The 14,635-nt window shown below is 72.6% G+C and carries 12 protein-coding genes; 3 read left to right on the top strand and 9 right to left on the bottom strand.

What is annotated here, in order from left to right:
• Positions 1-19: 19 nt before the first annotated feature.
• From ACQEVU_RS39180 to ACQEVU_RS39160, 5 genes are all read right to left on the bottom strand, one after another.
• Positions 20-1,612, bottom strand: coding sequence for a DUF2334 domain-containing protein (locus ACQEVU_RS39180; RefSeq protein ID WP_433332813.1), 1,593 nt, complete (start codon positions 1,610-1,612; stop codon positions 20-22).
• A 15-nt stretch (positions 1,613-1,627) separates the two neighbouring features.
• Entirely contained in the window at positions 1,628-2,800 is a 1,173-nt protein-coding gene (gene wecB, locus ACQEVU_RS39175) for a non-hydrolyzing UDP-N-acetylglucosamine 2-epimerase (RefSeq protein ID WP_433332811.1), read from the bottom strand.
• A gap of 179 nt (positions 2,801-2,979) precedes the next feature.
• The gene (locus ACQEVU_RS39170; RefSeq protein ID WP_433332809.1) at positions 2,980-4,290 is read right to left on the bottom strand and encodes a glycosyltransferase; all 1,311 of its coding nucleotides are present in this window, start codon (positions 4,288-4,290) and stop codon (positions 2,980-2,982) included.
• Positions 4,291-4,293: 3 nt separating this feature from the next.
• Positions 4,294-4,482, bottom strand: coding sequence for a hypothetical protein (locus tag ACQEVU_RS39165; RefSeq protein ID WP_433332807.1), 189 nt, complete (start codon positions 4,480-4,482; stop codon positions 4,294-4,296).
• Positions 4,483-4,660: 178 nt separating this feature from the next.
• The gene (locus tag ACQEVU_RS39160) at positions 4,661-5,455 is read right to left on the bottom strand and encodes a serine/threonine-protein kinase (protein ID WP_433332805.1); all 795 of its coding nucleotides are present in this window, start codon (positions 5,453-5,455) and stop codon (positions 4,661-4,663) included.
• Between the two features lie 198 nt (positions 5,456-5,653).
• Here ACQEVU_RS39160 and ACQEVU_RS39155 point away from each other — a divergent pair, with 198 nt between their 5' ends.
• Together ACQEVU_RS39155 and ACQEVU_RS39150 are read left to right on the top strand one after the other, a co-directional pair.
• A complete protein-coding gene (locus tag ACQEVU_RS39155; protein ID WP_433332803.1) occupies positions 5,654-6,661 on the top strand; it encodes a LacI family DNA-binding transcriptional regulator in 1,008 nt (335 codons plus the stop codon).
• Position 6,662: 1 nt separating this feature from the next.
• Positions 6,663-8,018, top strand: coding sequence for a protein kinase domain-containing protein (locus tag ACQEVU_RS39150; RefSeq protein ID WP_433332801.1), 1,356 nt, complete (start codon positions 6,663-6,665; stop codon positions 8,016-8,018).
• Between the two features lie 73 nt (positions 8,019-8,091).
• Here ACQEVU_RS39150 and ACQEVU_RS39145 read toward each other — a convergent pair whose 3' ends face one another.
• Genes ACQEVU_RS39145 through ACQEVU_RS39130 form a run of 4 tightly spaced genes read right to left on the bottom strand, consistent with a single transcriptional unit; the run spans position 8,092 to position 12,312 of the window.
• Positions 8,092-8,937, bottom strand: a complete 846-nt coding sequence (locus ACQEVU_RS39145; RefSeq protein WP_433332799.1) for a carbohydrate ABC transporter permease — start codon at positions 8,935-8,937, stop codon at positions 8,092-8,094.
• On the bottom strand, positions 8,934-9,977 hold the full coding sequence (locus tag ACQEVU_RS39140) for a carbohydrate ABC transporter permease (RefSeq protein WP_433332797.1): 1,044 nt from the start codon (positions 9,975-9,977) through the stop codon (positions 8,934-8,936). The genes ACQEVU_RS39145 and ACQEVU_RS39140 overlap by 4 nt, the downstream gene beginning before the upstream one ends.
• A gap of 58 nt (positions 9,978-10,035) precedes the next feature.
• On the bottom strand, positions 10,036-11,283 hold the full coding sequence (locus tag ACQEVU_RS39135) for a sugar ABC transporter substrate-binding protein (RefSeq protein WP_433332795.1): 1,248 nt from the start codon (positions 11,281-11,283) through the stop codon (positions 10,036-10,038).
• Between the two features lie 30 nt (positions 11,284-11,313).
• Positions 11,314-12,312 (bottom strand): LacI family DNA-binding transcriptional regulator, encoded by a 999-nt coding sequence (locus ACQEVU_RS39130; protein WP_433332793.1) that lies wholly within the window; start codon positions 12,310-12,312, stop codon positions 11,314-11,316.
• A 117-nt stretch (positions 12,313-12,429) separates the two neighbouring features.
• On the opposite strand from ACQEVU_RS39130, the gene ACQEVU_RS39125 reads away from it, so the two are divergent.
• Entirely contained in the window at positions 12,430-14,487 is a 2,058-nt protein-coding gene (locus ACQEVU_RS39125) for an amylo-alpha-1,6-glucosidase (protein WP_433332791.1), read from the top strand.
• Positions 14,488-14,635: the final 148 nt, after the last annotated feature.

Below are 14,635 nucleotides of genomic sequence, written 5' to 3'. Positions count from 1 at the left end.
CACATCGCGCCGGTACGGGTCAGGAGCTCATCGCGGCGGCCGAGACGAAGCTGTAGCCCAGGCCCTGGATGCCCTCGACGGTCTGCTTCAGGTACGAGGTGCCGAGGTACGGGTGGTAGAAGAAGCTCGCCACCCCGTCGCGCACGGCCAGGTTGGCCTTCGCGTTGGCGACCAGGTCGGCCGGCAGCACCGCCGGGTGCTGGTTGAACGGCTCGGGCTCGATGTTGCCGATGTTCTCCGGGACGACCGTCGAGCCGTAGACGTCGCGCACCGTGTACGGGAAGAACTGGCCGACCATGTGCGCCACCGAGTTGTCCACCGTGGTGCCCGACAGCACGCCCGGGAAGTACAGGCCCCGGTCGTAGCGGACGCCGAAGAGCGTGTTGAAGGTCTTGTAGTCCAGCGCGCTCGCCGCGTAGTGCGGGGGCTCGAAGATCGTCGGCTGCGACAGGCCGGCCAGCATCCAGTCGGCGCGCGACGCGGTGACGCGGGCGGTCACGTTCAGGGCCGAGTCGTTCTTCACCGGGCCGTCGTAGATGACCGCGTCGGCGGCGTCGACGTGGGCGAGGAAGAACTCGAAGTCGTTGGCCGAGACGCCGTCGTACGGGTTGTTCAGCGAGTCGAGCTGGTGGGTGTAGCCGTGCATGAGCAGCGTGCCGCCCTTGCTCTGCATGTACTTCAGGGCGCTGACCACCAGTGGCCGCTGCCGCAGCGTGTAGTCCTCGGCCTTGCCATTGTTGTTCACGCCCTTCGGGTCGCGGTAGCGGCTGTAGACGGCGACGGTGAACGGGACCTTCCTGCCGCCGAGGTAGTCGGCGACCGCGCGCAGCTGCGCCGGGTCCGCGTCCGGGCCGACGTCCTCGATGCGCACCAGGGCCCGGTGCCGCGCCGCCGCCTGCGGGGCGAGGGCGTCGTAGAGCAGGTCGGAGAAGGCGAGGTACCGGTCGCTGGACGTGATGTATGAGAACGGGATCTCGCCGATGTACGTCAGGTTGCCGGACCGGATGCCCCACGGGAACTTCGTGCCGTCGGCGCGCACGGCGTCGGCGACGCTGACCGCCTTGGCGCTGTCGTAGACGGCGTAGTCCATGATGCCGGCGTTGTTGCGGGTGTCGCGGGTCAGCGCGGTGCCCTTGTAGTCGACCTCGGCGACGGTGGAGACGTCGAAGCCCTTCCACATGTACCCGTACCTGGTGGCGAAGTCCGCGGAGCGCGCGGTCAGCTGCCAGATGTTGTCGTACAGCCACACGACCGGCTTCGCGGTGCCGAGCACGTCGTCGAGGAACGCGGCCGGGATCGGCTCGTCGTAGGTCGAGCCGACGTAGACCACGGCGCTGTACCGGCTCAGCTCGCCGGCGGTGTAGGTGCCCACCGGGTGCGCGGTCCACGCCCCGAAGTGCGAGACCAGGTTGGTGGCCATCATCGCGTAGTCCTCGCCGAGCCACCCGTACGCGCCGGTGCTGTCGTAGAGGACGAGGGTCTTGGTCGAGGCGCTGGAGCCGGGGGCGCCGGCGCCGGAGGCCACCTTCGCGGCGGTCGCGGCGGCGGCCGGCGCCGCGGCACCGAGCACCGCCGCGAACACCAGGGCGAGCAGAGCGGAGAGCTTACGCATGTGAGTGAGCACCAATCAGACGAGCGAGGCGGACGTCGGCATGGGGGAGGGGATCGGGGCGAGGCCGAGCATGGCGGCGACCGCCTGCTCCGTGCGCTGCGAGGCGAGGCCGTCGCCGTACGGGTTGCCGCTGGCGGTCATCGCCTGGCGCAGCACCGGGTCGTCGAGCAGCCTGGCCGCCTCGGCGACGATGAGGTCCTCGTCGGTGCCGACCAGCTTGGCGCAGCCGGCCTGCAGCGACTCGACGCGCTCGGTGACCTCGCGCAGCACCAGCGCGGGCACCTTGAACGAGGGGGCCTCCTCCTGGATGCCGCCCGAGTCGGTCAGCGCCAGGTAGGCGTGGGACAGCAGCCGGGCCAGGGCCGGGTACGGCAGCGGGTCGGTGATCGTCACCCGCGGTACACCGGCCAGGCCCTGCTCGACCTGGGCGCGGACCGCCGGGTTGGCGTGCGCCGGCAGCACGACGCGGAGGTCCGGGTAGGCCTCGACCAGGCGCCGCACGGCGGCCAGGATGCGGTCGAGGGGCTCGCCCCACGATTCGCGGCGGTGCGCGGTCACCAGGACCAGCCGGGCCTCGCCGTGCTCGGCGGCGTCAACCGCGGCGGCCACGCCGGCGTCGTCGAACGGCAGCTCCTTGGCCGCGATCTCCAGCGCCGCGTCGACCACGGTGTTGCCGGTGATGAGCACGTTGGCCGGGTTGACGCTCTCGTCGAGCAGGTTGGTGGCGGCCAGGGCCGTCGGCGCGAGGTGCAGCGCGGCGAGCTGGCCGACCAGCTTGCGGTTGGCCTCCTCCGGGAACGGCGAGTCCAGGTCGCCGGAGCGCAGGCCGGCCTCGAGGTGCACGACCGGGATGCGCCGCCAGAACGCGGCCATGGCGCCGGCGAGGGTCGTGGTGGTGTCGCCCTGCACGATCACGGCGGCCGGCTTGCGCGTCTCCAGCAGCGCGTCCAGCTGCTTGATCATCTCGGTGAGCAGCTCCGGCTGGCTGCCGGTCACGCGCTGCAGCGGCAGCGTCACGTCGGCCTCGGCGCCGAACGCGGCCAGGGCCTGCGTGACCATCGCCGGGTGCTGGCCGCTGGCGACGAGCACCGGGGCGAGGCGGCCCGCGTCGCGCATCGCGGCGGCGACGGGGGCGAGCTTGATGGCCTCGGGCCGGGTGCCGGCGATCAGGAAGACTTCAGGAAGCATTTGCGTCACCTTGGGGTTCGTAAGTGCCGCATCCGTGCGGAAATTCGAGCTTGTGGGAGCGATGCGAGGCGCCGACAACGCTTTCGGGTTTTGTGGGGGAGCGGAGCGAGCATGGGGGTCCGGGGTGGGAACCCCCCGGCGCGCCCCGAGCGGAGCGAGGCGCCAACAACGCTTTCTATTCAGGCGGCTACGGGCTCGTCGGCCAGGCGCTCGGTCTTCGCCCAGGCCTGCCGCCGGCTGATCTGCCGGCCGATCGCCCGCCAGGTCGCGACCAGGCCGAGCATCAGGAAGAAGGGGTACACCAGCGCCGCCCGCAGCAGCGTGGTGAGCTTTTCGTCGCGCAGCTGGGCGCGGTGCACGAGCGACCAGACCAGCCCCGGGGCGGTCATGCCGATCGCCCAGAACAGCCCGACCTCGCCCATCTGGCCCCACGAGTGGATCATGAAGCTGTCGCCGTGCCCGGGGACGAGCCGCCACATCGCGTAGCCCCACAGGCCGAAGACGGCCGCCGTGCCGAAGGCGTTCATCCACGGCGCGAGCAGGTAGTACAGCATCTCCAGCAGCGCGTGGTTGCGGATCTTCCGGGAGGCGATGAGCCGCGGCACGTAGGAGACGCACTGCAGGTTCCCCTGCGCCCAGCGGGTGCGCTGGCGCACCAGCCGCTTGACGTCGACGAGGCCCTGCTGCTTGACGTGGGCCAGGGACGTGTACCGGATGCGTTCGCCGCCCAGGTGCATGCGCAGCCCCAGCTCCAGGTCCTCGACCAGGCAGTGCGACCAGGGCGCGCCGCCCAGCCGCATCAGCGACGACAGCCGGGCGAACTGCCCGTTGCCGCCGAGCCCGACCGTGCCGGCCGCGTCGCGCAGCAGCTGGCTGGCGTTGGCGACGGCCGCGAACTCGAGGTCCTGCACGGCGCCCAGCACCCGGTTGCGGTTGTGGATGCGCACCCGGACCTGCACCGCGCCGACCTCGGGGTCGCGCATGAGCCGCGAGACCTCGGTGAGCAGGTTGGCACTGCCGCGCCCGTCGCCGTCGATGACGCCGACCGCGACCCGCTCCGGGTCCTCCCCGTTGTGCAGCGTCAGGTCCCGGATGGCCCGGAACGCCGCGTTGAGCGCCTCGCCCTTGCCCTTGCGGGCGTCGGGAAAGTCCCGGCGCAGGACGGTCAGGCCCGGGTGGTCGATGGCGGCCAGGACGTCCGGGGTGCCGTCGTCCGATCCGTCATCGACCACCAGGACCCTGGTGCGCGTGCCCTCCGGGCCGGTCAGCGCCAGTGCGGCGGCGACCGTGTTGCCCACGACCCGCTCCTCGTTGAGGGCGGGCACGACGATCCAGAAGGTCAGCGGTTCGTTGCCGTTCGGCGCGATGGCGTCGCGCCGGCGCCGGCGCCCGGCGGTTGCCGCGTCCCGGGCGGACAGCGCCACCAGGGCCAGGTTGTACGCCGGCCACAGCGTGAGCAGCGTGAAGCCGACCAGAAGGATCGCCGTCATGTGTCAGGCGGCGCTGCGAGTGAACAGGCGGTGCTCGCGGTTGAAGCGGGACGCCCGGACCATCAGGAAGCCGGTGATGACGAGCCCCACCCCGGCGACGACGATGGCGAAGACCGGGCTTCCGGTGACGGGCAGTGACCCGGCGGTCGCGCCGCCCGTCACAACCACGCCGGTGACCTTCGAACCTGACATGACAGCTTCCCCTCGGCTAACCGTTGGTGGTGCGTGACGGCTCCCTGCCGGCAACCGTCGTGCACCTGGTCCGAGAAGCTTGTCGCGCCGCGACGGCGATTACAATGGGTGATGGGGTTCCGGCACCGAAGTCCGACCGAGCGCCCGACAGAGCCCTTACGCAGCCAAAAGTTGGCAGTTACACACCGTGATGAGACGGCGTGCCGTAGCTCTCAGTAAAGATCCCTGGCTGTTGCCAGTTGGTTGCGAACTCGGCCCACAGCTCGAGGGCGACCGCGGCGCTGTCCGGGCGCTCGTCGGGGCGCTTGGCCATGCAGCGGCGGCACAGCTCGGCTACGGAGCGTGGCACCCCCGGTGCGATGACGACCGGGGTGGGCGCGGCCTGCAGGAGCCGGGCGCCGGGCGCGTGCGGGGACCGGCCGGTGAGCATGTGGTACAGCAGGACGCCCAGCGCGTAGACGTCCCAGGCCGGCGCGTTCTGGTCGCGCCCGCCGGCCGAGGGGTGCGCGAACGGCACCGCCAGCCCGAAGTCGATGATCTTGACCCCGGCGGTGGTGAGCATGACGTTGTCGGCGGTCAGGTCGCGGTGCGCGATGCCGCGGCGGTGGGCCACGGCGAGCATCTCGGCGACCGAGGCGGCGATCTCCACCGCCTCCGGCCAGGGCATCCGCCCCTCGGCCAGGCGCGCCTTGAGGGGCACCCCGTTGAGCAGCTCCATCGCGACCGCCGGCACGGACGCGTGGTCCGCGTCGACCTCGCCGAACGCGAAGACCTTCGGCACCGTGGGGTGCCGCATCCGCTGCATGAGGTGGGGCTCGCGGCGCGCCGCCAGGCAGGCCCGCGTGTTGGCCGCGAACGCCGGGGCGAGGATCTTCAGCGCGGCCGGCCGGATCTGCTCGAGGTCGAACGCCTCGTAGACGAGCGACATCCCGCCCCTGGCGATCGGACGGACCAGCAGGTAGCGGTCGAGCACCCTGCGGCCAACCTCGATCCCGGACACAATCGTCGACTATTCCCTATTCGGTCGGGCTCGCGATAGCCCCAGCGTGGTTCGGCACAGCGTAGTTTAGGGCGAATTGCAGGGAGCTTAAGGGTGATCGAAACCGATAGTTGACATCGCGGTAACTCGTGACTGACGCTGACCGCAGGAATCGCTCCCACAGGAGACTTGATGCCTGACGAGCCCGCACCGCCAACCGTCACCGAGGTCGCCGCCGCCGCGGGGGTCTCCGCCGCCACCGTCTCCCGGGTCCTCACGGGCCGGGTCCGGGTCAGCACCTCCGCCCGGGTGCAGGTCCATGACGCCATCGCCCGGCTGGGGTACGTCCGCCACCGGGCCCCGCGCCGCACCGAGCAGGCCGCCGGCCTGCCCGTCGCCGCCGTGGTGTTCGAGCCGGCCGGCCGGCTGTTCCGCGACGGCTACTGCGCGCGCCTGCTGGCCGGCGCCGAGGAGGAGCTGGCCCGCCGCGGCGTGCCGCTGCTGACCATGTCGGCGACCCGCGGCGCCGTCTCCAGCGCCACCCGCTTCCTGACCGCCGGCGGCGTCGGCGGCGTCATGATCGTCGGCGCGCCCGGCGGCCACCCCCTGGCCGTGTCCCTGGCGGCGTCGCTGGTCCCGGTGCGCTCCGCCGGCCGCCCGGAGCTCGCCGTGCCCTACGCCGACGTCGACAACCGCGACGGCGCCCGCCAGGCCGTCGAGCACCTGCTGCTGCGCGGGCGCCGTACGATCGCCGCGATCGCCGGGCCGCCGGACTCGCCGGCGGCGGTCGACCGCCTGGAGGGGTACCGTCGCGCCATGCTCGCCGCCGGCCGCCCGCCCCTCGCCGCGTACGGCGACTTCACCAGCGCCTCGGGCGGCCACGCCGCCGCCTGGCTGCTGGATCGCACCCCGCGCCTCGACGCGCTGTTCGTCGCCTCCGACACCATGGCCGCCGGCGCCCTGCAGGCTCTGCGCAAGGCGGGCCGCCGGGTCCCCGAGGACATCGCCGTGGTCGGCTTCGACGACGCCCCGCTCGCCGCGTTCACCACGCCCGCCCTCACCACGGTCCGCCAGCCCGTGGAGGAGCTCGGCTCGGTGATCGCCGCCCTCCTGCTCGACTCGGATCTCGATCGCGACCCCGAACTGGAGCGAGAGAACCCGATCCTGCCGACGGAGCTCGTTGTGCGGGCCTCCACGTAGGATGCGCCACGCACAGCTGCGGGAGGGCGACATCCTCGCCCGCCGCTACATCCTCAGACAGCCCCTCGGGGCGGGCGGTATGTCGGTGGTCTGGCGGGCCTGGGACTCCACCCTCGAGCGCACCGTCGCCGTCAAGGTCCTCGACGGCCCCATCGCCTCCGACGGCGGCCAGCGCGACCGCATCAAGCGCGAGGCCCGCGCCGCCGCGCGGATCGAACACCCGAACGCCATCGGCGTCTACGACTACGGCGAGACCGTCACCCCGCGCGGCCGGATCGCGGCGTACGTCGTCATGCAGCTGCTCGACGGCGCCTCCCTGGCCGCCCGGCTCGAGGGCGGCCCGCTGCCGTGGCCGGAGGCGGTCGCGGTGGCGGCCACGGTCGCCGACGTCCTGCACGCCGCCCACCGCCGCGGCGTCGTGCACCGCGACGTCACTCCCGAGAACGTCATGCTCACCACCGACGGCGTGCGCCTGCTCGACTTCGGCATCGCCGCCGACATCGGCCAGCGCGAGGAGGCGATGACGTTCGGCACCCCGCCGTACGTGGCCCCCGAACGCCTGGTCGGCGCCCCCGCCAGCGGCGCCACCGACGTCTACGCCCTCGGCGTGCTGCTCTTCGAGATGCTCACCGGCGCCCCGCCGTACCCCGCCGGCACCTGGGAGGAGCTCGAGCGCGCCCTGGCCGCCGAGCGCCGCCCCGCGCTCACCGTCCCGGGCCTGCCCGCCGGCGTGGCCTCCGTGTGCCTGCGCAGCCTCTCGCGCGACCCCTCCCGCCGGCCCACGGCCGCGGAGGCGGCCACGATCCTGGGCGCCGGGACGTCCGCCCCGCTCGCCCGCCGCCGCGCCTGGCTGGCCGTCCCGGTCGTGGTGGCATTGGCGGCGGTACTCGCCGTGCTCCTGCTGCGCGACGACGACCCCGTCCAGCCGCCCGGCGGCAACGCCGCCCCCGCCCCGTCGGTGAGCATCCTGGTGTCGTTCGTCCCCGCCCCGACGGACGGCCCCGGCGCAACTTCTCCGGCCGGGGGCCGCCCGTCGTCGCGCCCGAGCACCCAGCCGTCCGGCGGCCCGGGGGCGTCCCCGGCCGTCTCCGGCTCGCAGACTCCGCAGGCGGCCGGGAAGGCGGTCCTGGACATCGTCGACCGCCGCGCCCAGACCGGCGAGATCCGCTCGGACGTGGCCCTGGACATCCGCAACCAGGTGAACAACCTGCTCTCCGGCGGCGCCGACCTCGCCCGCCGCGTCGACGAGCTGCGGCACAACCTGAGCGACCGCACCCGCGACCATGCCATCAGCGACGCCGCCTACCAGGAGCTCGACGCCGCGGTGGTGAACTTCGGCCGCGCCCTGACCGCCTGAGGGCGCACGCTGAGCGCCCCGGCGGCGACCCCTCTGTGCCGGCGGCCGTCGACGGCAGGCGGAGGCCGCGCCGTCAGCCCTTGTCGGCGCCCTCGTTGGCACCGCGGATGAAGTACCGCTGGAAGATCACGAAGATGACCGCGACCGGGATCGTGGCCAGCAGCGCCGCGCCCAGCTTGAGCGGGTACTGGTTGCCCTTGCCCAGCGAGCCGCTCACCAGGTCGGCCAGGCCGCGCGGCAGCGTGAACAGCGACGGGTCCTGCACCGCGACGAGGGTGTGCGGGAACTCGTTCCACGAGCCCTGGAACGACAGGATCGTGAGGGTGATCAGCGCCGGGCGGGCCATCGGCAGGACGACGGACCAGAAGGTGCGGAACGTGCCGGCCCCGTCGATGTGGGCCGCCTCCTCGACGCTGACCGGGATCGACTCGAAGAACTGCTTCATGATGAACACGCCGGCCGCGTCGGCCAGCAGCGGGACGATCAGGCCGGCGTAGGAGTTGTAGATGCCGAGCTGCTTGAGGACGAGGAACTTCGGGATCAGCAGCACCACGCCGGGCACCGCCATCACCGCGAGGACGGCGCCGAAGACCGCGCCCCGGCCGCGGAAGCGCAGCCGGGCCAGGGCGTAGCCGGCCAGCGAGTCCAGGAACACGCGGCCGGCCGTGACGACGAGGGTCACCAGCACCGAGTTGCCGAGCCAGAGCGGGAAGTCCGTGCCGAACAGCTGGTGGAACCCGGCCAGGTTGACCGCGGCCGGGATCGGCGACAGCGGGTTCGCCGACGCGTCGGCCTCGGTCTTGAACGCGTTGCCGATCTGGATCACGAACGGATAGAGAAAGACCAGGCCGAAGAAGACCAGGATGGCGTACCCCAGGAAGGCACTCACCAGCGCCCGTGGATCCCGGCGGCCGTTCATGCCGCGCTCCCTTCCGCCCGGTCGCGCTCGCGCAGCATCCGGCGTTGCAGCAGCGTGAGCAGGATGATGATGAGGAAGAGCACGAACGAGATGGCCGCGCCCGAGCCGTAGTCGAAGTTGCGGAAGGCCGTGCGGTACGACAGGTAGGCCGGCGTCAGCGTCGTCTTGGCCGGGTCGCCCTGGCTCATCACGTAGATCTGGTCGAACACCTGCCAGGTGCCGATCAGGCCCAGCGTCAGCACCAGGAACATCGTCGGGCGGATCATGGGCAGGGTCACGTGGCGGAACCGCTGCCAGCGCCCGGCCCCGTCCAGGGTGGCCGCCTCCTCCAGGGCCACCGGCACGTCCTGCAGCGCGGCCAGGAACATCAGCATGAACGTGCCCGACGTGGTCCAGACGACGAGCATGATGATGGCGCACATCGCCACGCTCGGCCCGGAGAACCACTCCCACCAGCTCAGGCCGAACGGCCCGCCGCCGGCCAGGGCGGCGGGCGCGTCGTGGACCCCGAACACTCCCAGCAGCAGGTGCACGATCCCGCGGGGATCGGAGAACCACTGCGGGCCGGAGAGGCCGACCATGGACAGCAGCTGGTTGAGCGCCCCCGAGCTGGAGAAGATGAACAGGAACACGACGCTGATCGCCACCGAGCTCGTGACCGACGGGAAGTAGAACGCGGTCCGGAAGAACGACTTGCCCTTGAGCCTGCGGGCGTTGACGATCAGCGCCAGCCCGAGGGCGAGCGCGGTCTGCAGCGGTACGACCAGCGCGACGTAGTACAGGTTGTTGCGCATGGCCGTCATGAAGTCGCGCCGGTCCAGGCTGTCCTCGGTGAACAGCTTGGTGTAGTTGTCGGCGCCCACGAACGGGGTCCCGGCGGTGAACGGGCTGCCCTGCCCGCGCCAGTCGGTCAGGCTGACCCACAGCGCCATGAGGATCGGCAGCAGCATGAACAGGCCGAGGATCAGGATCACCGGGCTGACGAACAGCCAGCCCGCGATCCCTTCGTTGCTACGGATGCCCTTGCCGCGTCGAGACATGGTTGCTTCCTTCTCCCGGTTCGGGCTTGCGTGGTCTCCCCGTTCGGTCGGTGCCGGGTCAGCCCTTGAGGGCGGTCTCGGTGTTCTTCTGCACCCGGGTCAGCAGGGCCTTCGGGTCGCCGCCGGCCAGGCCCTGGATGCCGGTGTCCAGGTCGGCCAGCACGCTGTCCATCTTCGGCGCGTTGACCGGGCCCTGCGCGTAGGCGGCGCCGTCGATGAACGGCTTGTCCGCCGGGAACGCGGCCGTGTACTGGTCCTTGACCGACTGCCGCGACGGCATGACGCCGAACGCCTTGGCGAACGCCATCTGCTGCTCGCCCGCGGTCATCGCCTCGACGAACTTGATCGCCTGGTCCTTGTACTTGCTCTTGGCCGCGATGCCCCAGCAGTTGGTGAACGACAGCGTCGCCTGCGCCTTGGGGCCGGCCGGCAGCGGGTGCACCGTGTACTTCACGTTGGGGAAGTCGGTCTGCAGGGCGCCCTTGATCCAGTTGCCCTCGATCGTCATGGCGGCCTTGCCCTTGCCGAACGCCTCGCCGGCCCAGCCGGAGTCGAGCTGCTTCGGGTACTGCACCAGCTTCTCCGTCAGCAGCATCTTGACGTACTGCAGGGCCTGCAGGTTCTCGGGGCTGTCGGCGGTCGCCTGCTTGCCGTCGGGGCTGAGGAGCCAGCCGCCGGCGCCCTTCATGAACGCGCCGACGCGGTCGCGGGTGTCGCCGAGCGCCATCGGCGTGATGCCGGCGCCCTTGAGCTTCTGCGAGACGGTGGTCAGCTGGTCCCAGGTGGTCGGGACGTCGGCGTCGGTGAGCCCGGCCTTCGCCCACAGGTCGGTGTTGATCTCCAGCGCCAGCGTGGAGAAGTCTTTCGGCGCGCAGTAGAACTTGCCGTCGTACGTGAACGTCTTGCGCAGGCTGTCGTAGAAGTCGTTCCCGTTGCTGATCTTGTCGCCGTACGGCTCGAGCGCGCCGACGCTCGCGTAGTCGGCGAAGCGGCCGGCGTCGACGTAGAACACGTCGGGCGGGGTGCCGCCCGCGAGGGCCTGGCCGAGCTGCTGGGTGAGGTCCTGGGCCGGGGTGACGGTCGCGGTGTTGCCGCTGTCCGAGGCCCACTTGGCCGCGGCGTCCTGCACGGCCTTGGTCTCGGCGGCGCCGGACGAGCCGATCAGGATCTGCAGCGACGCCTTGCCGGACTGCTGCTGCGGGCTGCTCTTGTCGTCGTTGAAGCCGCCACCGCAGGCGGCGGTGCCGAACAACGTTGCCGCCGCGACACCCGCGACGGCGGCTCGGCGGAATCCGGTGTGTTTCATGGTGTTTCTCCTGATCAGGCGGGGGGCGTGTTATGCCGTCTGGCGCAGGACCAGAGCCGGCTGGAGGAGCATGGGTTCGCGGCGCTCGACGGGGTCGCCGTCCAGCGCCGCGACGAGCAGGTTCATGCAGCCGGCCGCGGCTTCGGGGAGCGGCTGGCTGACGCTGGTGAGGCCGACCGCCTGGGCGGCCGGGGTGTCGTCGAAGCCGGTGACGGCGACGGTCGCGCCGGCGGCCCGGACGGCCTGCAGGGCGCCCAGCGCGAGGGAGTCGCTGGCGCAGACCAGCGCGGTCGGCGCCCCGTCGCCGCGCAGCAGCCCGCCCGCGGCCGACGCACCCTGGGCGATCCCGTCCGGGGTACGGCAGTCCAGCGCCGCGTCCGGCTCCAGGCCGGCCGCGCGCATCGCCCGCACCCACCCGGCCCGGCGGTCGTCGCCGACGCCGGAGCCCGTGGGCCAGCCGATGAAGCCGATGCGCCGGTGCCCGGCCGCGATGAGGTGCGCGGTGGCGTCGGCCGTGCCGGAGGCGCCGTCGACGTCCACCCACAGGTGCCGGTCGGGGTTGTCCCACGGCCGGCCGAACGTGACGAACTGGACGCCCCGGGCGGCGAGCCACTCGGTGCGCACGTCGCCGTGGTCGGTGCCGGTCAGCACGAAGGCGTCCAGCTCGTACGAGCTGAGCAGGTCGTCGAAGGTGTCGATCTCGTCGGCCGGCCCGTCGGCGGTGTAGAGCATGACGCGGTAGCCGGCGGTCGCGGCGGCCTCGGTCAGCCCGTGCAGGAAGCGGTCCAGGACCGACCCGTTGATCCCGTCGCGCGTCGGCTCGATGCGCACGGCGATGAGCTGCGAGCGCCCGGTCCGCATCTGGCGGGCGGCCCGGTTGGTCCGGTACCCGAGCGCCTCGATCGCCTCGAGCACCCGCCGCCGCGTATCCTCGCGCACGACATCGGGGCTGTTCAGGACGTTGGACACGGTCTGCCGGCTGACCTGCGCATGCCGCGCGACGGTGGAGATCGTAACCTTTTCCGCCATGTACGCCCTCTACGGTCTTGATCGTTCAAAGGCTGGTATGCAGAATTAGATCGTTCAAAGTTTCGGGGATGTTTCGCACTGTGCACCGCCTGACACCGATCTGTCAAGGAGTCGCTCATGACGCCGCCGCTCCAGCCGCTGCAGCCACTGCTGCACGACCTCGTCGGGGTCGTGCGCGCGCCGGCGAGCGCCCTGAGCGACCCCGCCGGCCAGATTCACCCGGGCGTGGGCGTGCAGGGCGTCTTCCGGGCCGACGCCCGCGTGCTGTCGGGCGCCGAGCTGCGCATCGACGGCCGCGAGCCCGAGCCGATCGCCCAGGCCCCCGAGGGCCCGCACGGCGCCCGGTTCGTCGGCCTGGCCCGCTGGCTCGGCGACCCCGGCCCCGACCCGACCGTCCGCGTCGAGCGGCTGCGCCGCCTGGAGACCGACGGCCTGACCGAGGAGATCCAGGTCCGCTCGACCGCGGCCGTCCCCGTCCGCGCCACCCTCACCATCGACCTGGCCTGCGACCTGGCCCCCATCGAGGTCGTCAAGTCCGGCGGCTCGGCCCCGCCGCTGCCCCCCGCGGCCGAGGCGGACCGCGTCACCTGGCGGGCCGGCGGCATCACCGTCACGGTCACCGGCGAGGACGCCACCGTCACGCCCGGCCCCGCCCTGAGCTGGCCGGTCGACCTGCCCCCCGGCGGCGCCACCACCGTGCGCTGGCACCTGCGCGTCGACGACCCGAAGGCCGTGGTCGCCGCCCCGTCCGGCCCGCCCCCGTGGTCCCGCCCCGAGGTGACGGCCGGCGACCACCGCCTGGCCCGCCTGCTCGAGCGCTCGCTCGACGACGTGCAGTCGCTGCGCCTCACCGAGGCCGGCGACCCGGACGGCACCTTCATCGGCGCCGGCGTGCCCTGGTTCCTCACCTTGTTCGGCCGCGACAGCCTGTGGGCCGCCCGCATGATGCTCCCGCTGGGCACCGACCTGGCCGCCAGCACCCTGCGGGTCCTGGCCCGCCGCCAGGCCACCGCTTCGGACCCGGCCTCCGGCGCCGCCCCCGGCAAGATCATGCACGAGCTGCGCCGCGGCGAGTTCCACCTGGCCCCCGAGGGCCTGCGCCTCCCCGCCGCCTACTACGGCACGGTCGACGCCACGATGCTCTGGACGATCCTGCTGCACGACGCGTGGCGCTGGGGCCTGCCCTCCGACCAGGTCGAGCCGCTGCTGCCGCACCTGGAGGCCGCCCTCGCCTGGCTGTCGGACTCGGCCGACCCGGACGGCGACGGCTTCGTGGAGTACGTCGACACGACGGGCCACGGCCTGTCCAACCAGGGCTGGAAGGACTCCGGCGACGCCGTGCGCTTCCGCGACGGCCGCCACGCCACCGCCCCCATCGCCCTGGTCGAGGTCCAGGGCTACGCCTACCAGGCCGCCCTGGCCGGCGCCGCTCTGCTCGACGCCTTCGACCGCCCCGGCGGCGACCGCTGGCGCGGCTACGCCGCGGACCTGGCCGAGCGCTTCCGCTCCGCCTTCTGGGTCGACGGCCCTCTGGGCGCCCACCCAGCCCTGGCCCTGGACGCCGCCAAACGCCCCGTCGACTCGCTGACCAGCAACATCGCCCACCTGCTGGGCACCGGCCTGCTCACCGCCGAGGAGTCCGCCCAGGTCGCCGCGGTCCTGGCCACCCCGGAGATGTCCGGCGGCTTCGGCCTGCGCACGATGTCCACGTCGGACGCCGGCTTCAGCCCGCTGTCGTACCACTGCGGCTCGATCTGGGCCCACGACACCGCGATCGCCCTGTCGGGCCTGGCCTCCACCGGCCACGCCGCCCCCGCCGCCCACCTCGCCGAGGGCCTGCTGAGCGCGGCCGAGGCCTTCGACTACCGGCTCCCGGAGCTCTACGGCGGCGACGACCGTTCACTGCTCGGCCGCCCCGTGCCCTACCCGGCCGCCTGCTCCCCTCAGGCCTGGTCGGCGGCCGCATCGGTCGCCATCCTGCAGGCCGTCCTCGGCCTCTACCCTGACGTGCCGGCCGGCCGGCTCGAGCTGCGCCCACTGCCAACCCTGCCGTTCGGCCCGGTGACCGCACGTGGCCTGCGCATCGGCGGCGCGTCGGTCGACGTCTCACTGGACGCGACCGGCACCGCCAAGGCCAGCGGCCTCCCCCCAGGCATCACGGTGACACCGTCCTGACGAGAGCCCGTCGCCACGCGAACGCCCAGCATCGGCCTCGGTGTCCCCAACCTGACGGACCGGGTCACCACCGACTACGGGCCCGGCGTGAGCTGGCCCGAGGACCGCAACACGCTGCACTGGCTCGAGAACCGGGGGACGATCCCGG

The sequence above is a fragment of the Dactylosporangium sp. CA-139066 genome, assembly GCF_050936175.1.
GTDB lineage: Bacteria > Actinomycetota > Actinomycetes > Mycobacteriales > Micromonosporaceae > Dactylosporangium.
Note: the sequence above shows the minus strand (reverse complement) of the source record. Positions and strands in the feature narration are given on the sequence as shown.

Bases quoted from the DNA above. Each gene is read 5' to 3' on its own strand.
- ACQEVU_RS39180 (WP_433332813.1), bottom strand. From the start codon at position 1,612: ATGCGTAAGCTCTCCGCTCTGCTCGCCCTGGTGTTCGCGGCGGTGCTC.
- wecB (WP_433332811.1), bottom strand. From the start codon at position 2,800: ATGCTTCCTGAAGTCTTCCTGATCGCCGGCACCCGGCCCGAGGCCATC.
- ACQEVU_RS39170 (WP_433332809.1), bottom strand. From the start codon at position 4,290: ATGACGGCGATCCTTCTGGTCGGCTTCACGCTGCTCACGCTGTGGCCG.
- ACQEVU_RS39165 (WP_433332807.1), bottom strand. From the start codon at position 4,482: ATGTCAGGTTCGAAGGTCACCGGCGTGGTTGTGACGGGCGGCGCGACC.
- ACQEVU_RS39155 (WP_433332803.1), top strand. From the start codon at position 5,654: ATGCCTGACGAGCCCGCACCGCCAACCGTCACCGAGGTCGCCGCCGCC.
- ACQEVU_RS39150 (WP_433332801.1), top strand. From the start codon at position 6,663: ATGCGCCACGCACAGCTGCGGGAGGGCGACATCCTCGCCCGCCGCTAC.
- ACQEVU_RS39145 (WP_433332799.1), bottom strand. From the start codon at position 8,937: ATGAACGGCCGCCGGGATCCACGGGCGCTGGTGAGTGCCTTCCTGGGG.
- ACQEVU_RS39140 (WP_433332797.1), bottom strand. From the start codon at position 9,977: ATGTCTCGACGCGGCAAGGGCATCCGTAGCAACGAAGGGATCGCGGGC.
- ACQEVU_RS39135 (WP_433332795.1), bottom strand. From the start codon at position 11,283: ATGAAACACACCGGATTCCGCCGAGCCGCCGTCGCGGGTGTCGCGGCG.
- ACQEVU_RS39130 (WP_433332793.1), bottom strand. From the start codon at position 12,312: ATGGCGGAAAAGGTTACGATCTCCACCGTCGCGCGGCATGCGCAGGTC.
- ACQEVU_RS39125 (WP_433332791.1), top strand. From the start codon at position 12,430: ATGACGCCGCCGCTCCAGCCGCTGCAGCCACTGCTGCACGACCTCGTC.